A 23,198-nucleotide genomic window follows, 5' to 3' on the forward strand; every position below is an offset into this window, starting at 1 on the left:
CGTTTGCAGGGCGAGTCGTCCGCTCAGGCGCTGGCCGCTTCGGCGGCGGCGGCGGAGACACCTTCGCGCAGTGTGAGGGCGAGCTGATAGAGAATCCACGCTGTCGCGCCCCAGATCACATGGTCCGGGTGCGGCCAGACGGGGAACTCCCGCGTGCCGCCGTGCCAGGTGCCCTTGCGCCACTCCGGCAGGGCCGGATCGAGGAGATGTTCAAGACGGAGCGGGAACACCGCCACCACCTCGTCCGGCGCCATGCGAAACTCCGGTGTGCCGTGGATCAGCGCGGTGACCGGGGTAATGTGAAATCCGGTGCCGGTTCCGAAATCGTCGAGTCGGCCCAGTAGCTCGACGGCGCCGGGATCGAGGCCGATCTCCTCCTCGGCTTCGCGCAGCGCCGCCGCTTCCGGCGATGCGTCGGACGGATCGACAGTGCCGCCCGGCAGTGCCACCTGTCCCGCATGATGGACGAGATGCGCGGAGCGCCGGGTCAGCCAGACGCCGCGCGCCGGCTCGATTCCGACCAGCACCGCAGCGGCGCGTGCCGTTCCCGGCCCCGCGCTCCGCCGCGCCTTGCGCTCGCGCAGCAGGCGGCGCAGCGTGGTCTCGTCGATCGTCACCGGATCACTCGACCGGATGGGCGATCTCGCCCAGCGAGAAGAACGCACTCTGGCTCCAGACCCCCAGCACCCGCTTGCCGAACTGCACCCCCGGCTCCGCCAGCGCGACGAGTTCGTAGTAGACCGAGCGGCTGACCCGCGCCTCGATCGGGAAGGGACCCTGGCCGGCACGCACGACCACATACGGTGTTGGCTCGCAGGTCAGCAGGTCGTGCGCCACGCGCAGCGGATGGTCCGGTCCGATCGCGATCGTCTCGTCGACATTGGTCCGAAGATAGAGAACCTGGTCGCGCCCCTGGCCATGCCAGTCGAGCTCGACAGCGACGAACGGCGCATCCTCCACCTCGATCCGGCCGCGCTCCACCGGTGTTTCGAGAAGGAAGGCGCCTGTCGGGTCCCGCTTCAGCACGCTGGCGAACAGGCAGACCATGGATTTGCGCCCGATCGGGCTACCGCGATAGAGCCAGGTTCCGTCACGCCTGATCAGGAACGGCAGATCGCCGCAATCCACCGGCGTGCGGGTTCTGGCCGGAGCCGTGACCCCGTCGCAACCGGGCGGACGCAAGGGCACGATGCCGCCGCCGGTTATCGCATTCACGTCGCTGGCAGGACTTCGCAGGGCCGCGGAGGCCGCTTTCGAAGATATTCCCGCCACGTGTCGAGGATCGTCCACCACTAGCCCCTATCCAACATCCTCATATGCAATACATTGGATATAGGCAGCGCGCCGTTCCGGGAAAACCACGCAGGCGATCACAAATGACGGGAATGTTGCAGAACGATGGGCGGGTTGTAAGTTCGACACACCAGGGTGACATCCTTGCCGCTTTCGCCGCCGCCGCGGCGCGGCTCGGTGATGCGCGGGAGCAGGTGCGCCGCATCATCATCGGGCAGGACGTCGTGATCGACCAGTGTCTCGCCGCCATTCTCGCCGGCGGCCATGCGCTCATCGTCGGCGTGCCGGGGCTTGGCAAGACCCGTCTTGTCGAAGCGCTTGCCGCCGCTCTCGGCCTGTCCACGCGGCGGATCCAGTGCACGCCGGATTTGATGCCAGGCGATATCCTGGGCAGCGAAGTGCTCGAAACGGGTGCTGACGGCGCCCGTGCCTTCCGCTTCATCGAAGGGCCGGTGTTTACCGAGCTGCTGATGGCGGATGAAATCAACCGCGCCAGCCCGCGCACCCAGTCGGCCCTGCTACAGGCGATGGCGGAGCGCCGGGTCGCAGTGGCCGGGCTCAACCGCCAGCTGCCCGATCCGTTTCACGTGCTCGCCACCCAGAACCCGCTGGAACAGGAAGGCACCTACCCGCTGCCCGAGGCCCAGCTCGACCGGTTTCTGTTCGAGATCCGCATTGAATATCCCTCGGTGGCGGATGAGCGGCGCATGCTGTTGGCGACGACCGGGCTCGATCAGACGGAGGTTGAACCGGTGCTCGACCCTGAAGGACTGCGCGCGGCCCAGCATGTGGTCCGCGCCATGCCGGTGGGGGCGAAGGTGGTTGATGCCATCCTGGCGCTGGTGCGGGGCGCGCGCCCGGAAACGGCGGGTGATCCGAAGATCGCCGCTGCGCTTGCCTGGGGGCCCGGCCCTCGCGCGGCGCAGGCGCTGATGCTCGCGAGCCGTGCCCGCGCCCTGCTGGATGGGCGCGAAGCGCCGAGCCTTGACGATGTCGCGGCGCTGGCGGCGCCGGTGCTACGGCACCGTATGGGGCTTTCCTTCGCCGCCCGGGCCGAGGGTGAGAGCGTCGAGGCGCTGATCGGTCTCGCCGTTGCGCGGATCCTTGGCTGAAGCGGATGCCCGCGCCGCGGCGGTCGCGGCGGCCGCTGCACTGGCCGCGCGGCTACCGGCCCTGGTGCTCGCCGCGCGGCGCCTGGCCGCGGGAGTGGCGCCGGGCCGGCATGGCCGCCGCCGTGCGGGGGCGGGCGAGCAGTTCTGGCAATATCGCGAACTCCACGAGGCCGACTCCGCCCGCAGCATCGACTGGCGGCGCAGCGCACGCGGCGAACGGCTGTATGTCCGCGAGCGGGAGTGGGAAACCATCGAAACGCTGATGCTGGATATCGCCGATCATCCCGGCATGGCGTTCCACTCCGCCGGCGCGAGCGAACCGAAATTCGACCGCGCGCTGGTGCTCGGTCTCGCCCTGGCCGCGCTCGCGCTCGATGGCGGCGAACGCGTCGCTGCCTGGCGCCGCACGGCACCGCTTGGCGGACCCGGGGCGCTTGAACGCCTCGCTGCCGGCTTTCTGCTGCCGAAGACAGTCGCGCCCGGCCCCGGCCGCCTTGCGCTGATCGGAGACTTCCTCGATCCTCCGGAGGAGGTCGCGGCCGCGCTGTCGGCCATGGGGGCCAGTCTGCGGGGTGGCGTCCTGCTTCAGGTGCTTGATCCCGCCGAATGCGATTTTCCGTTCCGCGGTCGTGTGCTGTTCGAGGATCCGGCGGGGGGGCGTCCGGAAGATGTCGCTTCTGCCGAGGATGTTGCCGTCGCCTATCGCGCGCGCCTGGCCGCGCAACGTGCCGCCGTCGTCCGTGCCGCCGAAACGGCGCGGCTGCGTCCGTTGTTCCACCGCACCGACACTCCTGCCGGCCCGGCGCTCGCCGCCCTGCGGTCTGCGCTTGAACCGGCGCGATGATCGGCCCGGTCAGTTTCGCTGCTCCTGCCGTCCTCGCCGGGTTACTGCTGCTCCCGGGACTATATTTCATCCTTCGTGCGACCCCGCCGGCGCCGCCCCGGCAGCTGTTTCCGGCGATCCGACTGCTGCGCGACGTCCCGCCCACCGCCCGGAGCCCGGCGCGCATGCCGCTCTGGCTGCTGCTTCTGCGACTGGTTGCGGCTGCCGCAATCATCATCGGCTTCGCCGGCCCGCAGATCGTACCGCCTCCAATCCTTGGCGGCGCAGGCCCGGTTCTGCTGGCGATCGACAATGGCTGGGCCAGCGCGGCCGACTTTCCGGCGCGGCAGGAGGCGGCGCGGCGCATCGTCGATCAATCGGGCCGGCGCGGCGTGATCGTGCTGCCGACGGCACGAGATGCCGCGGGGCATCTGCCTCGCGCCAGCGCCCTGCTGGACCGCTCCGCCGCGCTGGCCGCGATCGGCGGGCTTCGTCCCGAGGCCTGGCCGACGGACCGTGCCGCCGCTGCGGCCGCTGTCCGCGCGGTGCGGCGCGCGCATCCTGATCTTACCGCCGTATACGTCGCCGACGGTCTGGCCGCGCAAGGCCTTCGCGGTTTTGTTGCCGCACTCCGCCCGGCGCGAATCGTTGCCGCATCGCCCGCGCGGCTTCGACTGCTGGAGCCGCCGGGCCTCTTGCCGGACGGATCTCTCCTTGCCCGGGTCGGCGTCGTGCCGCAGGCGGCAGCGGTCTCGGTTCCCGTCCTCGCCGAAGACGGCGCAGGGAGCGCGCTCGCCCGCGTGGACATAAAGGTGCAACCTGGAACGTCTGAAGGTGCAGCCCGGATCGACCTGCCGGTTGCACTTCAGGCGCGGGTGAGGCGCCTCGTCATTCCCGGCATTGCCGGGCCAGCGGCGGTCGCCCTGCTGGACGGCGCGTCGAAGGGGCTGCTGGTCGGGCTTGTGGCGGGCGGCGCGGCCGATGCCGAGCAGCGCTTCACCGGCGCACTCTATTACGTGCGCCGGGCTCTCCCCAATGGAACGAAAGTGGTCGCCGGATCGTTCAGCAGTGTGGAGGGGGCTGATCCCGGCGCGCTCATCCTGGCGGATGTGAACCTGCATCCGCGCGAGATCGCGTGGCTGCGGCGCTTCATGTCGGCGGGCGGGGTCGTCATCCGCTTTGCCGGGCCGCTCACCGCATCAAGGCCCGATTCGCTGAATCCAGATCCGCTTCTGCCCGGCGTTCGCGACCTGGCGGGTGCCCTGGCCGGCGGACACCCGGAGGCCATCGCGTCCTTCGCGCCGGATTCGCCGCTGGCAGGAATTGCCTTGCCGCGCGATGCGCGCGTCCGCCGCCAGAGCCTCGCGGACCCGGCGCGGCTCGATCCGGCAACCGTCTGGGCCAGTCTGGCCGATGGCACGCCGATCATACTCGGCAGGCGCGAAGGGCGCGGTGCCTTGGTCGATGTGTTGACGGCCGCCAATCCGGGCTGGTCGGATCTGCCGCTTGCTGCCGATTTTCCCGCGCTGATTCGCCGCCTGGTCCGTCTCGGGGCGGGTCGTGTGCCGAAATCCGGTCAACTCACGCCGGTTCGCGTGCTTGACGGCGAAGGCCGGCTGGTGCCGCCCGGCGCAGCCGCGCGGCCGCTGGATGCGGCGAAACTGGGCAACATCATGGTTTCGCCCGCTCATCCACCAGGATTGTGGGGCAATGCCCGCGGTTCGGCGGCACTCGATCTCGGCGGTCATGTGCCGGCACTCGCCGCGGCCTCGTGGCCTGCACTGGTGCCGGTGACCGGGCTCGATGCCTTGCCGCGAGCGCGCCGCTTCGGCCCCGACCTGCTGGCCGCCGCGATGGCCCTGCTGCTCGTCGACATGGTGGCGACGCTGCTGCTCCGTGGCGCCCTTCAGCTGCGTGTTCTGGCCGGCGCGGCCGGTCTTTGCATGCTTGTCCCGGCGCCGCATGCGCGCGCGGCGCCACCGGCGGCGGCGCTGACCGCATCGCTCGCCTATGTCCGCACCGGCGATCCGGCAACCGACGCCATCGTGCGTGCCGGACTGACGGCGCTCTCCACCCAGGTCAACGAGGAGACCGCCGCCGTGCTCGGCACACCGCAGGGCGTGGTGCCGGGGCAGGGCAATCTCAATCTCTATCCGCTGCTCTATTGGATGGTGACGTCTGCGACCCGTCCGCCAGATCCGGCTGCCTGTGCGGCGCTCGACGCGTTCATGCGCGGCGGTGGCCTGCTGGTGATCGACACCGATGGCGGCAATCCCGGAAGCGCCGGTTCGGGTGCCGGGTTCGACCCGGGCGCCGGCGCCGCACTGCGCCGGGCGACGGCCTGTCTCTCCCTGCCGCCCCTCAGACCGCTGACCGACCGTGACACCCTGGCGCACACCTTCTTTCTCACGCGCAGTTTTCCCGGCCGTTTCGACGGAGCGCCGGTCTACATTGCCGCGCCAGGCGGCCGCGACGCCGACGGCGTGAGCCCGGTGGTGATCGGCGCGAATGACTGGGCCGGTGCCTGGGCACTCGACCAGGCCGGCAATCCCTTGCAGGCTCTTCTGCCCGGAACCCCCGGCCAGCGCGACAAGGCCGGCAGGTTCGGCGTCAATCTGGTGATGTATGCGCTGACCGGCACCTATAAGGCGGATCAGTTGCAGATCCCCGCCATTCTCCGAAGACTCGGCGAATGACGATACCCGTCGTCTTTGCGCCGCTKGYGCCGCTGGTGCCTTGGCCTCTGATTGCGGGACTGGCCGCGATTGCGCTCGCGTTCGGCGGCATCGGCCTGCTTCGCCGGGCGCGCGGCGCCTGGCTGCGACTCGCCGGCCTTCTCTTCCTGCTTGCCGTGCTGGCCGGACCGCGCTGGCAGGTGCGCACGACCGCGCCCTTGCCGGACACGATCGTGGTCATTCGCGACCGCTCACCCTCGATGGCGATCGGGCGGCGCGCGGCGCTTGCCGCTGCCGCCTATCGGCATCTTGCTGCCACGGTGCCGAAAGGTGTCACCCTCCGCACCGTTGCCGTCGCCGGCGACGGGCATGATGGAACGCCGCTTTTCTCCGCGCTGAAGGCGGCGCTCTCCGGAATTCCGCCCGGGGAACTCGCGGGCATCGTCGCCATCACCGATGGCGAAGCCACCGACGCACCGCCGAGCCGACTGCCCGACGGCGTGCCTGTCTCGGCATTGATCCCCGCCGCGCCGGGCCAGACGGATCGGGCGCTGAGCCTGATTTCAGCACCGCGCTACGGGCTGGTCGGCCACAAGGTGACGCTGCGTTTCGTCGTCCGGGACCATGGCGTCGAGGATCGCGGCACCGCGGTTCCGGTCGGCATCTCGGTCGATGGGCACACGGTCCATGTGGTCAGCGCACGGGTGGGACAGACGGAGACAGTGCCGCTCGACGTCTCGCATGCCGGGCGCGCGGTCGTTGCGGTGTCGGCGGCGCCGCTGGCGGGTGAGGTGTCCCGCACCAATGACCAGGCGGTGTTCCATCTCGATGGCGTGCGGCGGCGGCTGACGGTGCTGCTGATCGCCGGCCGGCCCAATCCGGGGCTGCGGGCCTGGCGGCTGCTGCTGAAATCCGATCCCGCCGTGCGGCTGGTGAATTTCACCATCCTCCGCCTGCCCGACGAGCCGATGCCGGCGCCGCTGCGGGACATGGCGCTGATTCCCTTTCCGGTGGACCAGTTGTTCGACCGGGATATCGGAAAGTTCGACCTGATCATTCTCGACCAGTTCGCGAATGATGATCTGTTGCTGCCGCCCTATCTCGCGAATATCGCGCGCCATGTCCGCGCCGGCGGCGCGCTGCTGGTCGAGGCCGGGCCGGAATTCGAAGGGAACCGGTCGATCGCCGATTCGCCGCTCGGGCCGATCCTCCCGGTGCGCCCCTATGGTGCCGGCACGGTGACTGGCGCCTTCACGCCCCAGCTCACGCGTGAAGGGCTGCGCGACCCGGTGACCGCCCGTTTCGCGCGTGATTCACTCGGTCCCTGGTATCGCTACGAAACGGTGCAGCGGCGCCGCGGCGTGACGCTGCTTCGCGTGCCGGGCGTGGCGGCGCCGCTGCTCGTTCTTGCGCATGAGGGCAAGGGGCGGGTCGCAATGCTGCTTTCCGATCAATTCTGGCTTTGGGCACGCGGCGCGCTGGCGGGCGATGCGGCGATGCGCGGGCCGGCGGCGGCGCTGCTTGGTCGCACGGTCCACTGGCTGCTCGGCGATCCGTCACTTGCGGCGCGTCAGTTGCATGCGTCCATTGCGGCGGGGCGGCTGAGCATACGCCGGATCGGGCCGGATGGCCCCCCAGGTTCGGTGACGGTGACGGCGCCGGACGGCCGGACCATGACCATCGCGCTGCACCGCACTGCGCCCGGGAGGTTTGCGGCCTCCCTGTCGGCCGGCGGGCCCGGTGTGTGGCGGGTTGCCGGCGGCGGCCGCACCGCCTATGCCGCCGCCGCGGACGAGGATCCGGCAGAGCAGCGGGATCTGGCCGCGAGCAGCCGGATTTTCGCGCCGCTCGCGCGCCGCAGCGGCGGGCGGATCGTCTGGCTCGCACATGACCCGGCGCCAGGCTGGCAGGGGCTGTACCGGCGACGCCATGCCAGCATCGTGACCGGTGAGCGTGATGTGAAACTGCCACCGGCAATTCCGGGCGTGCTTCTTGGACTTCTGCTGATTGTCGCCGGCTGGTGGCGCGAGCGCGCGTGAGCCGGCGGCGCGACGACCTCAGGCCGAGATGGACTTCGCGAAACGCGTCTTGCCGTCCATGTCGATGAAGGCGAACGCAATCGCCTCGCGTGTGACTGACGTCGTCAGAAAGCCATGTGCGCCAAGGCAGAATCCCGCGCGGCTCGGCGTGCCTGGATCGTAGATTTCCGATCCGACGCCGTTGGTCACGTAGGAAACTCCGCCCATCTCGACATATTGCATCGAGTGGTCATGGCCGTTGATGTAGAGCTTCACGCCATGGCGGCGCAGGACCGGTTCGAGTGCCGCGATCAGGTCGGGCTGGTCGTGGCCGGGTCCGCCAAGGGCGGTGTAGAGCGGATGATGCCCCACCACGATCTTCCAGCGGGCGGCTGATCGACCGAGCGCATCATCGAGCCAGGCGCGCTGGGCGTGCGGGTCCTGCCCGGAAATATCGGTGACTGTGCCAACATATTTGCGGATGAAGGGCGAGGTGTCGAGGAAGAAGATCTCCGCCTCGCCGCCGCCGGGCAGCGTTTCGGTGTGGGTGTAGTAGCGGGCCGGCAACTGCCAGCGCTTCGAGCGTTTCGAATATTCGATCTGCGCGGGCACGTTGCCGCGATAATCATGGTTGCCGAGGATTACTTTCCACGGGCGCTGCAGCGAGGCCTGATCGTAGACGTCCTCGAAGCTGGTTTTCCACTGCGGATCGTTGACGGATTTCACACCGGATTCATAAAAATTGTCGCCAAGCGAAAGGATGAAGCGCGGCGAATCGGCGGCGGCCCGATCAGCCATGGCCTGGGCGACGTTGCGCTGATGATGCGCGCCGTCGCGGCCCCAGTCACCGATCGAGAGGAAGCGAAATGCATCGGCCGTTCCGGCATGCGCGGCCGGCGCGGCGGCAAGCAGGGAGGCGGCCGTGAGTTCGGCGCCGGTGCCCAGAAAACCGCGGCGGGATATTGTCATGCGGGACCTCCATCGATCAATTCGGCCCCCGTCTACCCCGCTGTCTCGGTGAAGTCATATGACAAGACGGGGACAAAGGGCGGCCCTTGCGGCGCCGCCCGTTCGTCCGTTTAGCCGGCGAGCTTTGCGGCGATCCCGGCGACATGCTTGCCCTGCGCGCGGGCAATGGCGAGTTCGTTGGCGCTCGGCTGGCGGGAACCGTCGGCGCCGGCCAGTGTGGTTGCGCCATACGGCGTGCCGCCGGTGATCTCGTTCATGTTGGTCAGCTCCGGGTTGGAATACGGAACGCCGACCACGATCATGCCGTGATGGAACAGCGTGGTATGGAACGAGGTGATGGTGGTTTCCTGGCCGCCATGCTGCGTGCCGGTCGAGGCGAAGACCGAGCCGACCTTGCCGATCAGCGCGCCCTTGGCCCAGAGGCCGCCGGTCTGGTCGAGGAAATTGCGCATCTGGCCGCACATGTTGCCGAAGCGCGTGGGCGTGCCGAAAATGATCGCGTCGTAGTCGGCGAGTTCCGCCGGCGTTGCGACCGGCGCGTCCTGGTCGGTCTTTGCGTGGATCGCCTTCGCGGTGTCTTCCGGCATGGTCTCCGGCACGCGCTTCAGCGTCACCTCCGCTCCGGCGGCCTTCGCCCCTTCCGCCACGGCCTTGGCCATCGTCTCAACATGGCCCCAGGTGCTGTAGTAGAGCACAAGAACTTTCGCCATTTCGACTCTCCGTCAGGTTGTGATGCGCCCGCTATACGACGCAATTCGTTCGATATCAAACGTTATCTGATGACAATTCGGTGTCTGGTTCAATGCTCCTCGGCAATCCAGTCCTCGATCAGCTTGCGCGCGATCGAATCCCGTGGCGGCAGGTTGAAGCCCGCCTCGCGGCGGTTCGCGAGATCCGCACGGGTGAACCACGCGGCGGCGCGCATTTCCTCGGCGTCGAGCGTGATCGCCTCGCTCACCGCTTCGGCACGGAAACCCAGCATCAGTGAGGCCGGAAACGGCCAGGGCTGGCTGCCGGTATAGGAAACCGTTCCCACGTGAACGCCGACCTCTTCAAGGGTTTCGCGGCGCACCGCATCTTCGAGACTTTCGCCCGGTTCAACGAAGCCGGCGAGGGTCGAGAACATGTTCCGCTCGGGCGGAAATTTCTGTGACTGGCCGAGCAGCACGCGGTCGCCTTTCGCAACCAGCATGATCACCGCGGGGTCGGTGCGCGGGAAATGCTCGGTGCCGCATTGCGCGCAGCGCATGGTGTGGCCGCCGCGTTCGGGAGCACAGGCGCCGCCGCAGACGCCGCAGAATTTGTGGCGGGATTGCCAGTAGAGCAGGCCGCGCGCTGTGGCGAGCAGCCCGGCCTCCTCGGCCGGCAGCGTTGCAGTCAGCCCGCGCAGTTCGAGAAACGCGCCGCGCGGACGGTGCAAAGCATCGAGCGGCGCGTCATGTGCCGAAAGATCGACGGCGAAGACCGGGCTGCCGTTCATCAGCCCGAGAAAGACGCCTTCCCCCGCGTCCTCGCGCGGCGGGGCATCGAGCACGGCGCGGGGTTCCGGTTCGGGAGCGATCAGCAGCTTGCCGCGCCAGTAGGCGACGAAGCCGGCGCCCGTATCGGCGCGGGCCGCGGCCAGCCAGTCGGCATCGGTGCGGCGGTGGCTGGCGCGGTCGAGCCGGGCGGAGCTGTAGAGCAGGGCGGAAGGGAGCGAAATATCGTGCATGGCGGGAAGGTGGCACCGGTCCACGGTGCCGGCAAGCCGGCCTTGCAAAGAGGCTTCAAAGGATAGATATGGAAAGCGGGAGGCCGGTCGCGGACGGGCGCCTCGCCAACCCGGTCAGGGCCGGAAGGCAGCAGCCGCAACGAGTTTCCGCACGGGTCGCGGTTCCGGTCTCCCACCTCTCAATCCAGCCCAGCTCATCGGAGGCGCATGGCCGGTCTGTTCGACGACGACGAGACGGACGATCAGCCCAGGTCCGAGCCGCCGCCGCCGGGACCGTCGCTGTTCGGCGACGACGAATTGCCCGAGGCCGCCGCCCCGGTCCATGCCGAGTCCTACCGCGTCCTCGCCCGCAAATACCGCCCGACCACCTTCGACGACCTGATCGGCCAGGACGGGCTGGTCCGCACCCTGCGCAACGCCTTCGCGATGAACCGCATCGCCCACGCCTTCATGCTCACCGGCGTGCGCGGTGTGGGCAAGACGACGACGGCGCGGATCCTCGCCCGCGCGCTGAACTGCACCGGGGCGGACGGGCAGGGCGGTCCCACGCCCGATCCCTGCGGCGTGTGCGACAACTGCGTCGCGATCCTTGCCGACCGCCACCCCGACGTGGTGGAGATGGACGCGGCCTCGAACACCGGGGTCGACGACGTGCGCGAGATCATCGAGGCGACGCGCTTCCGCCCGATGATCGCCCGCACCAAGGTGTTCATCGTCGACGAGGTCCACATGCTCTCGCGCAACGCGTTCAACGCGCTGCTCAAGACGCTGGAGGAACCGCCGCCGCACGTGAAATTCGTGTTCGCCACCACGGAAATCCGCAAGGTGCCGATCACCGTGCTCTCGCGCTGCCAGCGTTTCGACCTCAAGCGCGTGCCGGTCGATGTGCTGGCCGCGCATTTTGCCCGCATCGCGGAGAAGGAGGCGGTCGCGGTCGAAGGTGGCGCGCTCGACGCCGTCGCGCGCGCCGCCGACGGGTCGGTGCGCGACGGGCTCTCCCTGCTCGACCAGGCGATCGCCCGGGCCGATGAGGGGGCGCCGGTCACGGCCGAACTGGTGGCCGACATGCTCGGCCTGGCCGGTCGCGGCATGGTCTTCGATCTGCTGGAGGCCGTCGCCGCCGGCGATCCGGCCGGTGCGCTCGGCGTGATGGACCGCGCGCATGAAGCCGGCGCCGATCCGGTATTGGTGATGCAGGATCTGCTCGGCCTCGCCCATACGCTCTCGCGCCTGAAGGCGATCCCGGCTCTGGCCGAGGGCAGCGAATTGCCCGAGCTCGACCGCGCCCGCGGCGCGCCGCTGGCCGCGCGGCTTTCGGTGCCGTTTCTCGGCCGCCTCTGGCAGATGCTGCTCAAGGGCGTCGCCGAGGTGGAGCAGGCGACCGACCGGCGCGCCGCCGCCGACATGATCCTGATCCGCCTCTGCTACGTGTCCGACCTGCCGCCACCCGGCGAACTGGTTCGGCGCCTGTCTGGCGAGGGGACGGTGGCCCGCGGCAATGCCGCGCCCGCGTCCGCGCCCGGCCCGGCCCCAAGGGCGGTGGTGAACGGCGCCCCGGTCGCGCCGGCCGAGACCGCCCCGGCAACGGCCCCGCGCCTTGCCCGGTTCGAGGACGTGATTGCCCTGGCCGGCGAGAAGCGGGACGCCTTGCTCTATGCCCATCTCCGCCACGATGCCCGGCTGGTGCGGTTCGCGCCGCCGGTGATCGAACTGAACCTTACCCCCGAGGCGCCTCGCGATCTTTCGTCCCGCCTCGCCAGGTTTCTCGAGGCGGAAACCGGACGGCGATGGACCATCGCCCTATCCCGCGCCGCCGGCGCACCGAGCATGGTCGAGGCCGAAACCACGGCACGCGAGACGGCGCGCAACGAGGCACTCGACCATCCGCTGGTCAGGGCCATCTTCGAGACGTTTCCTGGGGCGAAGATCGCGAGCGTCGAGGTCGACGCGCCGCCCGCCCTTGCGGAGCCGCCCGTGATGGATGATGACCGCTTCGACGATGTCCCGCCGATTTCCGACGACGATATCGCCGATGCCATGGAGATCGACTGATGAAGAACCTCGCCGGCCTGATGAAGCAGGCCCAGCAGATGCAGCAGAACATGCAGGAGATGCAGGCGCGTCTCGAAGCCATGGAAATCCGGGGCGAGGCCGGCGCCGGCCTGGTGAAGGTCACGCTGTCCGGCAAGGGGGAGATGAAGGGGATCGAGATCGATCCCAAGCTGATCGACCCGAACGATGCCGAGATGCTTCAGGACCTGATCGTCGCCGCCCATCGCGACGCCAAGTCGCGGCTGGAAACCCTCGCTGCCGAGGAAATGCAGAAAGTGACGGGCGGGATTTCGCTGCCGCCCGGCATGAAGCTGCCGTTCTGAGGCTGCATAGGCGGATATTCCTGCGATGATGGGCCCGGAGATCGAGCGGCTGGTCGGGCTGATGGCGCGGCTGCCGGGTCTCGGGCCGCGTTCGGCGCGGCGCATCGTGCTGCGGCTGATGGCCGAGCGCGAGCAGCGCCTGCTGCCGCTGATCGCGGCCCTTGATGCCGCTTGCCAGCGCGTCGCCGTCTGCCCGACCTGCGGCGGACTGGATTCCCAACAACCCTGCATGATCTGCGCCGATGCCGCCCGCGAACCGCTGATCTGCGTGGTCGAGACGGTGGCCGATCAATGGGCGCTGGAACGCGCGGCAGTCTATCGCGGCCGCTATCATGTCCTCGGCGGCCTGTTGTCGGCCATTGCCGGCCATGGCCCCGAAGATCTCGGCATCGACCGACTCGTCGCCCGGCTCGACGGATCGGTGCGCGAGGTGATTCTCGCCCTGCCGGCCACCGTCGATGGCCAGGCCACCGCGCATTATCTCACCGAACGGCTCGCAACCTGTGGCGTGAGCGTTACCCGGCTTGCCCAGGGCGTTCCCGTCGGCGGCAGTATCGAAATCCTCGACGAGGGCACACTCGCCCTCGCGCTTTCCGCCCGCCGCGCTGCCGGATGATGCAACTCGTCCGCGACGGGCGCGACCTCAGGGTCGATTTCTTCCGCGGCATCGCGCTGTTCTGCATCTTTCTCGACCATATCCCGCACGACACGCTGGCCCGCTTCACCGTGCGCAACCTCGCACTGAACGACGCGACGGAAATCTTCATCCTGCTTGCCGGCTTTGCCGCCGCCCTTGTCTATGGCCGCAAGATGGATCGCGCGGGGCCACTTTCCGCCTCGGCCGACATGCTCAAGCGCGCCTGGACGCTCTATATCGCGCATATTTTCCTCTTCGTGCTGTTCGCAGCGCAGGTTGCGCTTGCGGCCATCTGGTTCGCGCGGCCGCAATACATTTCCGGGGTGGGAATCGATCATCTGGTTGCGAAGCCGCTTTCGGCGATCATCGAGGCCGTGCCGCTGCTCTACCAGCCGGCCTATCTGAATGTCCTGCCGCTCTATGTCGCCATCATGGGCGGCATCGCGCCGTTGCTCTTCATGCTGCGCTTTCCGCGCGCACTGCTCGTGCTCAGTTTCGCGCTCTATGCCGGCGCACGGATCTATGGCTGGAACCTGCCGACCCACAGTGGCCACGGCTGGTACTTCAACCCGTTCACCTGGCAGTTGCTCTTCGTCCTCGGCATGCTGTTCTCGCGCTATGGCAAGCCGGATTTGCCCGTTCTCGCGACCGATGCGGTTGCGGTCGTGCTGCTGCTGATCGGCTTCGCGATCCTGCTGACCACATGGATCGAGCCGTCCCTCGCGAAGCACATCCCGCCACTGCTCAAGCCATTCGTGAGCAATATCGACAAGACCGGCCTGCATCCGTACCGGCTGGCCTCCATTCTCTCGCTTGCCTGGCTCGCCTCCCGCCATGTCCGCGCCGAAGGACGGTTTCTGAGCAGCCGCCTCGCCCGCGTCTTCGTCCTGATCGGCCAGTACGGCCTGCCAACCTATTGCGCGAGTATCCTGCTCTCCTATGCCGGTCGCATCGTGATGGACACCGATGACGGCTGGGCGATGCAGATCGTCGTCAATCTCGCCGGTCTCGCCGCGCTGCTCGGCGTCGCCGCGATCGCCGCCTGGTACAGGGTGAAAGATGCCAAACCGTCTGTTTCCTAGTCTCCTGCTGCTTTTCGCATTGGCCGGGACGGCGGCGGCCGCGCCGTCCTGCCCGACCGTGCCGGTGCAATATCTGCGTCTGCCGCATCTGCGGGCCGCGATCCACCAGGGCCAGCCGGTCGTGATCGCGGCGATCGGTTCGTCATCCACCTGGGGGGCGATGGCGCACGACATCGGCGATTCCTATCCCGCGATGTTGCAGGACGACCTTGGCGACCGGTTGCCGGACGCGGAGATCAGCGTGATCAATCGCGGCATCAGCGGCGAGGACGCGCTGCGCGAGGACCGCCGGATGGAGCGCGATGTGCTCGCCCTGCGGCCCGTGCTGGTCATCTGGCAGGTCGGCGCCAATGCGGCGATGCGCGGCGAATCACCGGACCGGTTCACCGCTCTGGTGGAGCAGGGATTGCGCAGACTTCGCGCAGCCAATCTCGATGTGGTGCTGATGGATAACCAGCGGTCGCGCCGCCTGTTGCACTCGCCCGACAATGCGCGGATCAACGCCGCCCTTGCTCATCTGGCCCGGCGCTACCGGGTGGGCCTGTTCTCGCGCGATGTGCTCATGCGCGCCTGGGCGCGCGCCGGCGCCGATCCCTCCGGTTTCCTCGCCGCCGATGGCATGCACATGAACGATCGGGGCTATGCCTGCACCGCGGCGGCGCTGGCCGATTCGATCGTCGCTGCGGTGAAATAGCGTTCAGGCGTCCGGTTCGAGAGCCTCGGGCGCATAGCCGAGCGCGTTCAGCCCTTCCTCGAGCATGTCGCCGAGGCCGGTTTCGCCGAGCAGGTCATCAGCAAGGTTGCCGTTGATCTGCTCCGCCGCCTGGGCGCGGGCGTCGGCCCACTCGTCCCTGCCGAAATCACCGCGGCCGACAAGAAAGAGAGCCAGCAGGTCGGTCGCGGCCTCGTCGGACAGAAGGTCGATGGCCTCCCGCAACTCCGTCTCGCTTTCATCGCCGGCCTGCTCGTCGAGCATATCGGTCTCCTCCTCGGGCGGAGGCGTGCCCGCTTCGGGCTCTTCCTCCGGCTCGACCGGCGGCAGATGGGCCTCGACGGCGCGTGCCTTGAGGATAATGAAGGCGACATGCTCGGGCGCGATTTCGAGCGGAACCGGCTCGGGTTCCTCGGTGTCGATCACGCGTTTCCTGTCACGATCCGGATCGGCCATGGCGGGGTCTCCTCATCGGTGCGACTCCGGATCTGTGCATTGCGCCTTTGGGTTTGAAGTCCTCCGGAAGGCGAGTCTCTCAGCGCGAGGCGCGGGCCGTGTCCTTCGCGACGGTCGGATCGTCGGCGACTTTCGGGTTGCCCCGGCGCAACCGGTGCTCGCCGAGCAGCAGCAGGATCGGCGCCGCGATATAGATCGACGACGAGGTGCCGACGACGATGCCGAACAGCATCACCCAGGCGAAGCCGGAGAGCGAGGCGCCGCCGAACAGGGCAAGCGGCAGGGCGGCGAGGAACACCGTGCTGGATGTGCCGAGCGTGCGGTTGAGGGTTTCGTTGATCGACAGGTCGATCAGCTCGCGCAGCGGCATGGTCTTGTATTTGCGCAGGTTTTCCCGCATCCGGTCATAGACTACGACCTTGTCGTTGGTCGAATAGCCGATCACGGTCAGGATCGCGGCGATGGTGACCAGGTCGAAGGGCAGGCGGGTGATGACCATGAAGCCGATCGTCTTGGTCACGTCGAGGATCAGCGTCGCCACCGCGCCGACGGCGAACTGCCACTCGAAGCGGAACCAGATGTAGACCAGGATCATCAGGAAGCTGATCCCGAGCGCGATCAGCCCCTGCTGGAACAGCGTCGCCGAGACCGAGGCGCCGATCGCCTGGGTCGAGAGGATCTTCGCACCGGGCAGGTTCTGCTTCACCACCCCTTCCGCGGCGGCGAGGGATTTCTGCGTATCCTTCGCATTGTCCTGGGATTCGAGGCTGATCAGCACGCCCTTGTCGCCGCCGAAGCTCTGCAGCGAGGCACCGGGGAGGTGAACGGCCGCGAGTTCCGTGCGCAGCCTGGTGAAGTCCGGCTTCTGCGGCGTTGCCACCTGAATGACGACGCCGCCCCGGAAATCGAGGCCGAGATTGAGGCCGGGATGAAAGAACAGGATCACCGACGCGGTCGAGAGAATGGCCGAGACCGCGAGGCCGATGAACCGTCCCTTCATGAACTGGATGCGCGTGCCGTCCGGCACCAGGCGGAAGGCGGGGCGGGTGAGGAACTTCATGGCGCGGGCCTCAGAGAACCGGCAGCGCGGCGGGACGGCGCGCGACATACCAGCGCGCCGTGATCAGCCGGACCAGCACGGTCGACGTGAACAGGGTTGTGATGATGCCGACACAGATGGTCACCGCGAAGCCGCGCACCGGCGGCGATCCGAAGATGAACAGCATGATGTGGGCCAGCAGCGTCGTCACGTTACTGTCGATGATGGTGCCGTAGGCGCGCTTGTAGCCGGCCTCCAGCGCCGCGAGCGGCTTGCGGCCGAGCTTGACCTCCTCGCGCACGCGCTCGTTGATCAGCACGTTCGAGTCCACCGCCATGCCGAGCGTCAGCAGGATGCCCGCCATGCCCGGCAGCGTCAGCGTCGCCCCCATGAGCGACAGCACGGCGATCAACAGCAGCAGATTGACCACGAGGGCGATGTTCGCGAACCAGCCGAACAGGCCATAGAAACTCGCCATGAAGGTGATGACCAGCACGAAGCCCACCGCCAGCGAGACGATGCCGGCGCGGATCGCGTCGGCGCCGAGTTCCGGCCCGACGCTCTGCTGCTCGACCACCTTGAGCGGGGCGGGCAGGGCCCCGGCGCGTAGCAACAGGGCGAGGTCGGATGCGCTCTTGGCCGTGAAGCTGCCCGAAATCTGTCCCCGCCCGCCGACGATCGGCGTGCGGATCACCGGCGCCTCGATGATCTTGCGGTCGAGCTCGATGGCGAACAGCTTGCCGACGTTATGGGTCGTGATGTCGGCGAATTTGCGGGCGCCGACACTGTTGAAGGTGAAGTTCACCACCCACTGCCCGCTCTGCGGGTCCTGCCCGGCCTGGGCGTTGGTCAGGTCCGCGCCGTCGACCGCGACGCGCGAGCGGATCGCGAGCTTCCGGCCGCTGCCATCGCTCATCGGCAGGATCTCGACGCCAGGCGGCGGCGTCTTGGTCTCCGGGTTCACGTCCTCCGCGACCATGTGGAAGGTCATGTGGGCGGTCTTGCCGAGCAGTTTCTTGATCTGGTTCGGGTCGGACACGCCGGGCAACTGGATGACGATCTGGTCCGCGCCCTGCCGCGCGATCTGCGGGTCCACCACGCCGCTGCCGTCGATGCGGCGGCCGATGATGGTGATCGACTGGGCGATGGCCTGCGTCTGCTTGGCGATCAGTGCCGGGCGCGAGAGGGTCAGCGTTGCGGCTCCGGCATCCGACACCTTCACGTCCAGATCCGGCGCGCCGCCGGCCGCCGCCACCGGCGAGACCAGCTTCGCGAGGATCTGCCGCACCTTCGGCGCCTCGCCCGGCTTGACGAGATTGAACTGGACCCGCCGCGCTGCAACGTCCCCGCCGAGATCGGTATAGCCGATATCGGCCTGGAGCAGGGCGTGGCGCACCTCGTCGGTCAGGTTCGCAAGCTGCTCCTTCACGACGGCGTTCATGTCGATCTGCATCAGCAGGTAGGATCCGCCGCGCAGGTCGAGGCCGAGATGGATCTGTGGCCAGGGAATGCCCGGCACCGGCCGCTTGATCAGGTTCGGCAGCGTGAGCAGCACGCCGATCGCGCAGAACAGCACGATCAGGGTGGTTTTCAGGCGCGTGAAATAAAGCATGACAGGCGAAGGGCTCCCAACGGCAAGGCATGGGTGGTATGGCGGCCTCGGCTTGCGGGTGCAAGCCCGCTGCGGTCGGGAACGGAAAGTGATGCAGAAACTCGGGGTTGGTGTGATCGGGGTCGGCCATTTCGGCCGCTACCATGCGTTGAAGACGGCCGCTTCCGAGCGGGCCGATCTGGTCGGCGTGTCCGATCCCGATGCGGGCCGTGCCGCGGCGGTGGCGGCGGAAGCCGGTTGTGTCGTCCGCCCGCTCGACGAACTGATCGCGACGTCCGACGCGGTGATCGTCGCCGCTCCGGCCGACTCCCATTTCGCCCTGGCCCGGCGCGCGCTCGAGGCCGGGCGTCATGTTCTCGTCGAAAAGCCGATTGCCGCGACGGTGGAAGAAGCGGAAATCCTCGGGCGCCTCGCGTGTGAGCGCGGCCTCGTGCTCCAGGTCGGGCATCTCGAGCGGTTTTCCGCCGCCCACGGCGCGGTCGCCGCGCGGATGGGCAAGCCTCTTTATATCGAGGCCGTGCGCATCGCCCCGTTCAAGCCGCGCGGCACCGACGTATCGGTGATCCTCGACCTGATGATCCACGATCTTGACCTCATTCTCGCCCTGGTAGCCCAGCCGATCGAAAGCATCGATGCGGTCGGCGCGGCAGTCGCCAGCGCGCATGAGGATATCGCCAATGCACGGGTGCGCTTTGTGAACGGCTGTGTCGCCACCGTCACCGCGAGCCGAATTTCCCTCAAGACCGAGCGGCGGATGAGAATATTTTCCGAGGCGGGCTATCTCGCGGTGGATTTCGCGGCGCGCCGGCTGAGCCTTGTCGGGCGAGGGCAGGGCGGAGGTCCGCGGATGCCCGGTTTCGAGGAATTCGGCATCGAGCAGGCCGGCTGGGAAGACCATGATGCGCTGGCCGCCGAGCACGCCGCGTTCCATGCCGCGTGCCTGGACGGCGCACCGGTGCTGGTCGACGCCGAAGCCGGGCGTCGCGCGCTGGAGGCGGCGATCGGCGTTGGACGATCGATCGCGGAAAGCCGTGCGAGGGCCGAGGCATCGGGTCTGATCGGCGGGCACTGAAAAGAGGGGAGCAGCCACGCCGAGTCGCGGCCTGCCGGGCCATCTATCGGGCGCATGCGGGCCAACCGGAAAAATCCAGTCCTGTCCTTGATCGTTTCGCTGGCTTCTGGACTTTTCCAAAATCCCTTGTTGACGCGCCAAGCCGCGGCCCGCTACGTCGGTCACGTGTCTGAAACAGCCATTCCGCTTCCTGCGATTCGAATCCGTGGCCGTACCTTCATGGCCATGGTCGTCATGCCGGAATCGCCTTTCGGCGCCTGGCTCGATGCGCTCGACCGGCAGATCCAGCGCTCCGTCGGCTTTTTCGAGGGCCGCCCCGTTGTGGTCAATCTCGCCCTTCTTGCGATGACCGGCGATGATCTTCCCGCCGTTCTCAAGGCGCTCGAGGCGCGTGACCTGCGCATCATCGGCGTCGAGGGGGTGGAGATGGAGCGGCTGGCCGGAACGCCCTGGTTTGGCGTCAATCTCGCTCCGCCGGGTCGGGAAGGTCGTAGCGACCGTGCGATCGAGATTCCGGAACCCGAAGCCGCCATGGCGGTCGAGGCACCAGCCGCACCCCTTGTTCCTTCGGCCCGCCCGTCGCTGCTGATCGACCGCCCGGTCCGTTCCGGCCAGTCGATCGTCTTCGAGGATGGCGACATCACGGTGATCGGCCCTGTTGCCTCGGGCGCCGAACTTATTGCCGGCGGGTCGATCCATGTTTACGGCACGCTCCGCGGCCGTGCCGTCGCCGGTCTCGCGAACGGTCATGAGGCGCGGATCTTCTGCTCCCGCCTCGCAGCCGAACTGCTCGCGATCGACGGTCTCTACCGCACGGCGGATCACTGGGGCACCGGCCTGCAGGGGCGGGCGGTGCAGGTCTGGCTGGATGACAAGGAGCTGCGCCTCGCAGCATTGGGATAGGAATTCATTCATGGCGAAGGTTCTCGTAGTCACATCGGGCAAGGGCGGCGTCGGCAAGACGACCTCTTCGGCCTCGCTGGGCGCAGCTCTCGCCCAGGCTGGGCAGAATGTCGTGGTGGTCGATTTCGATGTCGGCTTGCGCAATCTGGATCTGGTCATGGGTGCCGAGCGTCGTGTCGTGTTCGACCTGGTCAACGTCGTGCAGGGCGATGCGAAACTCGCGCAGGCGCTGATCCGCGACAAGCGGGTCGACACGCTGTCGCTCCTGCCCGCGTCGCAGACCCGCGACAAGGATGCGCTGACACCTGAAGGCGTCGAACGGGTGATTGGCGAGCTGCGCGAGAAGTTCGACTGGATCATCTGCGACAGCCCTGCCGGCATCGAGCGTGGCGCCACGCTCGCGATGCGCCACGCCGACGTCGCCGTGGTGGTGACCAACCCCGAGGTGTCCTCGGTGCGCGACTCCGACCGGATCATCGGCCTGCTGGATTCGAAAACCGTGCGGGCCGAGGCGGGCGAAACGATCGAGAAGCACCTCCTGCTCACCCGCTACGACGCCGGCCGCGCCGCCCGTGGCGAGATGCTGAAGGTCGAGGATATCCTGGAAATCCTCGCGATTCCTCTGATCGGCATCATCCCTGACAGCGAGGACGTGCTGCGCGCCTCGAATGTCGGCTGTCCCGTCACGTTGCACAGTCCAACATCCGCGCCCGCCCGCGCCTATATCGATTCGGCCCGGCGGCTGATGGGCGAGACGATCGAAATTACCGCACCGGTCGAAAAGAAGACCTTGATGAGCCGTCTGTTCGGCAGGAAGGTCGCATGAACCTGTTCAATTTTTTCACCCGCTCGCGCAGCACCGCTCCGGTTGCGCGCGAGCGGCTGCAACTCCTGCTCGCCCATGAACGCGCGCTCTCCGGCCAATCCGATCTCGCCGTGGTGCTGCAGGAAGAAATTCTTGCCGTGATCGCCAAGCACGTATCGATCGACCGCGAGAAGGTGAACGTCAAGCTGGGCCGCGATGGCACGGTGTCCACGCTCGAGATCGACATCGAGATGCCGGAGGCCGCCCTCGTAAAGAACTGAGCGCGCGCGGCAGCCATCGCCGGTTATTGCAGGGTGATGACTTGATGCGCGCGCCGGCTTCGGCTAAACCCCGCGTCGCGCTGATTGCGCCGTGCCCAGGTAGCTCAGTTGGTAGAGCATGCGACTGAAAATCGCAGTGTCGGTGGTTCGATTCCGCCCCTGGGCACCACTGCCCCAATATCCCAGACCGATGATTGGCGCTTTACCCTGACACCGATGGCGGCGTGATGGACGGTATTGAAACGGCGACGGACAGTCTCGAACGCCACAAGCATTTGCGCGAACACCCCGAAAACCGTCACGCCCGGCGCATGGCGCTGCTGATCGGCATTCTCGCCGCCGCTCTCGCTATTTGCGAGATGGGCGAGAAATCGGCGCAGAACGACTATATCTCGAAGCAGATTGCCGTGAACGACACTTGGTCCTTTTACCAGGCCAAGGCGATCAAGGCCGATATCGCACGTTCGCAGGCGCAGTTGCTCAAGGCGTTTGCCACCCAGGACAACGACCCTGCAACAGCCCGCGCGGCGCAGGCGGCCGAAGCAAGGGCAGACAAGGAAGCCTCCGATCCGCAAGGCCGCGAAGGAAAGGCACAACTGCGCGCGCAGGCGCTGCGACAGACCGAGGCGCGCGACCATCAGCTTGAGCGTTACCACCTTCTCGAAATCGTCGTCGGTCTGCTGCAGATCGCGATCGTCCTGGCATCGGTTTCCGTCGTCACTGACGTCCTCACGTTCGGTCTTGCCTCTGCTGCGTTGGGAAGCCTGTCGTTTTTAGCCGGTTTGGTGGTGATGGCGTTCGTCTAGGCCTCATCATCCGGCGTAATGGGGTTGACCGGCCAGGGGATACATGCCGTTCCTATCAGGCCAGCATCGCCATCCATCCGATCCAGTAGGGTCTGAAGATGCCAAGCGGACCTGGCCTGTGAATTCGTAGGCGAATATCAAGGATCAGCGACCGGCAATGCATCGATATCCCGATGCCCTCGCCACTTGGATTGGCCAATCTCGCTCGATTGAACGGATTTTCTTGCCGATTGATGAACAATCGGCTGCGGTGTGTATCTGCTCAACCCGGTAGGGGGGCGATGGGCAGTGATGCTCCGGTGACGGCGTTTTTGATAGCGGTGTAGGCATCAAGGCCGTGCCGCGCGGCGGTCCCGACGACGGATCGGACGTTGGCGAAGAAATCGGCGCCCCAGTTGGATCGGAACCCTCCGGTGACCTTGCGATATGTCGCGGTAGGCCGGAGTTCGCGCTCGGAGCCGTTGTTGTCCGCGGCGATATCCGGGTGGTCGAGGAAGGTGAAGAGATGATCACGAACCTTGCCGTATCGTCGGCGCAATCGTCTGCCGTGGTGGTTGATCGGGGCGAGCGCCATGACGGCGTCGAGATCATGGTCGAGGCGCCGCCGCCAGGCGCGTCTTGTAGCGTCCGCGAGCGTGCGATGGCGCCGCGCCAGCACGACGGCGCGGAGCAGCAGGGCCTTCATTCTGGGTGCGAAGATCGTATCACCCGCCTCGATCGCGAATTTGCAGTCCCGGAGTTGGTGGGCGAGGCAAATCTGCCAGTCATCGGCATGACCGCGCTGGGCGCCATAGAGATCGGAGATCCAGATAGCGGG

The 23,198-nt window shown here is 67.6% G+C and carries 23 protein-coding genes, 1 tRNA gene and 1 other RNA gene; 16 read left to right on the top strand and 9 right to left on the bottom strand.

The features are described from left to right. Nucleotides 1–23: 23 nt before the first annotated feature. Nucleotides 24–617, bottom strand: coding sequence for a CoA pyrophosphatase (locus RT91_RS09750; protein ID WP_007424597.1), 594 nt, complete (start codon nucleotides 615–617; stop codon nucleotides 24–26). A gap of 4 nt (nucleotides 618–621) precedes the next feature. Beyond that, a complete protein-coding gene (locus tag RT91_RS09755; RefSeq protein ID WP_013640488.1) occupies nucleotides 622–1,293 on the bottom strand; it encodes a DUF1285 domain-containing protein in 672 nt (223 codons plus the stop codon). A gap of 83 nt (nucleotides 1,294–1,376) precedes the next feature. On the opposite strand from RT91_RS09755, the gene RT91_RS09760 reads away from it, so the two are divergent. From RT91_RS09760 to RT91_RS09775, 4 genes are read left to right on the top strand one after another with little or no spacing between them, the layout of a single operon-like run. Continuing rightward, nucleotides 1,377–2,405, top strand: coding sequence for a MoxR family ATPase (locus RT91_RS09760; protein WP_035187059.1), 1,029 nt, complete (start codon nucleotides 1,377–1,379; stop codon nucleotides 2,403–2,405). After that, nucleotides 2,398–3,249, top strand: coding sequence for a DUF58 domain-containing protein (locus RT91_RS09765; RefSeq protein ID WP_231295252.1), 852 nt, complete (start codon nucleotides 2,398–2,400; stop codon nucleotides 3,247–3,249). Before RT91_RS09760 ends, RT91_RS09765 begins: the two co-directional genes overlap by 8 nt. After that, nucleotides 3,246–5,924: a DUF4159 domain-containing protein gene (locus RT91_RS09770; RefSeq protein ID WP_035187060.1), complete on the top strand. Its 2,679-nt coding sequence runs from the start codon at nucleotides 3,246–3,248 to the stop codon at nucleotides 5,922–5,924. The genes RT91_RS09765 and RT91_RS09770 overlap by 4 nt, the downstream gene beginning before the upstream one ends. 35 nt (nucleotides 5,925–5,959) lie before the next feature. Next, nucleotides 5,960–7,942, top strand: coding sequence for a hypothetical protein (locus RT91_RS09775; protein ID WP_240314255.1), 1,983 nt, complete (start codon nucleotides 5,960–5,962; stop codon nucleotides 7,940–7,942). Between the two features lie 18 nt (nucleotides 7,943–7,960). Here RT91_RS09775 and RT91_RS09780 read toward each other — a convergent pair whose 3' ends face one another. The 3 genes from RT91_RS09780 to nudC all read right to left on the bottom strand — a co-directional run bounded on the left by RT91_RS09780 (nucleotide 7,961) and on the right by nudC (nucleotide 10,601). Further along, complete coding sequence (locus RT91_RS09780) at nucleotides 7,961–8,890, bottom strand: tartrate-resistant acid phosphatase type 5 family protein (RefSeq protein ID WP_007421995.1); 930 nt, start codon at nucleotides 8,888–8,890, stop codon at nucleotides 7,961–7,963. Nucleotides 8,891–9,000: 110 nt separating this feature from the next. Continuing rightward, nucleotides 9,001–9,600 carry an NAD(P)H:quinone oxidoreductase gene (wrbA, locus tag RT91_RS09785; protein WP_012039745.1) on the bottom strand — a complete coding sequence of 200 codons (600 nt, stop codon included), beginning with the start codon at nucleotides 9,598–9,600 and terminating at the stop codon, nucleotides 9,001–9,003. Between the two features lie 89 nt (nucleotides 9,601–9,689). Continuing rightward, nucleotides 9,690–10,601, bottom strand: coding sequence for an NAD(+) diphosphatase (nudC, locus tag RT91_RS09790; protein ID WP_035187063.1), 912 nt, complete (start codon nucleotides 10,599–10,601; stop codon nucleotides 9,690–9,692). Between the two features lie 78 nt (nucleotides 10,602–10,679). On the opposite strand from nudC, the gene ffs reads away from it, so the two are divergent. The 6 genes from ffs (at nucleotide 10,680) to RT91_RS09815 (ending at nucleotide 15,389) form a co-directional block, all read left to right on the top strand. Further along, nucleotides 10,680–10,777, top strand: an RNA gene (ffs, locus tag RT91_RS20520) — signal recognition particle sRNA small type. 31 nt (nucleotides 10,778–10,808) lie between these two features. Beyond that, on the top strand, nucleotides 10,809–12,653 hold the full coding sequence (locus RT91_RS09795) for a DNA polymerase III subunit gamma/tau (RefSeq protein WP_035187064.1): 1,845 nt from the start codon (nucleotides 10,809–10,811) through the stop codon (nucleotides 12,651–12,653). Further along, the gene (locus RT91_RS09800) at nucleotides 12,653–12,976 is read left to right on the top strand and encodes a YbaB/EbfC family nucleoid-associated protein (protein ID WP_007421991.1); all 324 of its coding nucleotides are present in this window, start codon (nucleotides 12,653–12,655) and stop codon (nucleotides 12,974–12,976) included. Before RT91_RS09795 ends, RT91_RS09800 begins: the two co-directional genes overlap by 1 nt. 25 nt (nucleotides 12,977–13,001) lie before the next feature. Beyond that, nucleotides 13,002–13,592: a recombination mediator RecR gene (recR, locus tag RT91_RS09805; RefSeq protein WP_007421990.1), complete on the top strand. Its 591-nt coding sequence runs from the start codon at nucleotides 13,002–13,004 to the stop codon at nucleotides 13,590–13,592. Next, nucleotides 13,592–14,695, top strand: a complete 1,104-nt coding sequence (locus tag RT91_RS09810) for an OpgC domain-containing protein (protein WP_007421989.1) — start codon at nucleotides 13,592–13,594, stop codon at nucleotides 14,693–14,695. The genes recR and RT91_RS09810 overlap by 1 nt, the downstream gene beginning before the upstream one ends. Further along, entirely contained in the window at nucleotides 14,673–15,389 is a 717-nt protein-coding gene (locus RT91_RS09815) for an SGNH/GDSL hydrolase family protein (RefSeq protein WP_012039739.1), read from the top strand. The genes RT91_RS09810 and RT91_RS09815 overlap by 23 nt, the downstream gene beginning before the upstream one ends. 3 nt (nucleotides 15,390–15,392) lie before the next feature. Here the strand turns inward: RT91_RS09815 and RT91_RS09820 are convergent, their stop codons facing one another. The 3 genes from RT91_RS09820 to secD form a co-directional block, all read right to left on the bottom strand. Further along, nucleotides 15,393–15,863, bottom strand: coding sequence for a DUF3775 domain-containing protein (locus RT91_RS09820; RefSeq protein WP_035187066.1), 471 nt, complete (start codon nucleotides 15,861–15,863; stop codon nucleotides 15,393–15,395). Nucleotides 15,864–15,942: 79 nt separating this feature from the next. Next, a complete protein-coding gene (gene secF, locus RT91_RS09825; RefSeq protein WP_035187071.1) occupies nucleotides 15,943–16,923 on the bottom strand; it encodes a protein translocase subunit SecF in 981 nt (326 codons plus the stop codon). Between the two features lie 10 nt (nucleotides 16,924–16,933). After that, nucleotides 16,934–18,514 carry a protein translocase subunit SecD gene (secD, locus tag RT91_RS09830; RefSeq protein ID WP_007421985.1) on the bottom strand — a complete coding sequence of 527 codons (1,581 nt, stop codon included), beginning with the start codon at nucleotides 18,512–18,514 and terminating at the stop codon, nucleotides 16,934–16,936. A 91-nt stretch (nucleotides 18,515–18,605) separates the two neighbouring features. Here secD and RT91_RS09835 point away from each other — a divergent pair, with 91 nt between their 5' ends. From RT91_RS09835 to RT91_RS09860, 6 genes are all read left to right on the top strand, one after another. Next, nucleotides 18,606–19,586, top strand: coding sequence for a Gfo/Idh/MocA family protein (locus RT91_RS09835; protein ID WP_007421984.1), 981 nt, complete (start codon nucleotides 18,606–18,608; stop codon nucleotides 19,584–19,586). A 165-nt stretch (nucleotides 19,587–19,751) separates the two neighbouring features. Next, a complete protein-coding gene (gene minC, locus RT91_RS09840) occupies nucleotides 19,752–20,489 on the top strand; it encodes a septum site-determining protein MinC (RefSeq protein WP_035187073.1) in 738 nt (245 codons plus the stop codon). A 10-nt stretch (nucleotides 20,490–20,499) separates the two neighbouring features. After that, nucleotides 20,500–21,315, top strand: coding sequence for a septum site-determining protein MinD (gene minD, locus RT91_RS09845; protein ID WP_007421982.1), 816 nt, complete (start codon nucleotides 20,500–20,502; stop codon nucleotides 21,313–21,315). Further along, a complete protein-coding gene (gene minE, locus RT91_RS09850) occupies nucleotides 21,312–21,575 on the top strand; it encodes a cell division topological specificity factor MinE (RefSeq protein WP_007421981.1) in 264 nt (87 codons plus the stop codon). Before minD ends, minE begins: the two co-directional genes overlap by 4 nt. Nucleotides 21,576–21,668: 93 nt before the next feature. Continuing rightward, nucleotides 21,669–21,744, top strand: a tRNA-Phe gene (locus RT91_RS09855). A 58-nt stretch (nucleotides 21,745–21,802) separates the two neighbouring features. After that, complete coding sequence (locus RT91_RS09860) at nucleotides 21,803–22,381, top strand: DUF4337 domain-containing protein (protein WP_231295250.1); 579 nt, start codon at nucleotides 21,803–21,805, stop codon at nucleotides 22,379–22,381. Between the two features lie 262 nt (nucleotides 22,382–22,643). Here RT91_RS09860 and RT91_RS09865 read toward each other — a convergent pair. Further along, the coding region (locus tag RT91_RS09865) for a transposase (RefSeq protein ID WP_035187068.1) at nucleotides 22,644–23,198 on the bottom strand (555 nt) is incomplete at its 5' end.

It is taken from the genome of Acidiphilium sp. JA12-A1, from assembly GCF_000724705.2.
Classification (GTDB): domain Bacteria; phylum Pseudomonadota; class Alphaproteobacteria; order Acetobacterales; family Acetobacteraceae; genus Acidiphilium; species Acidiphilium multivorum.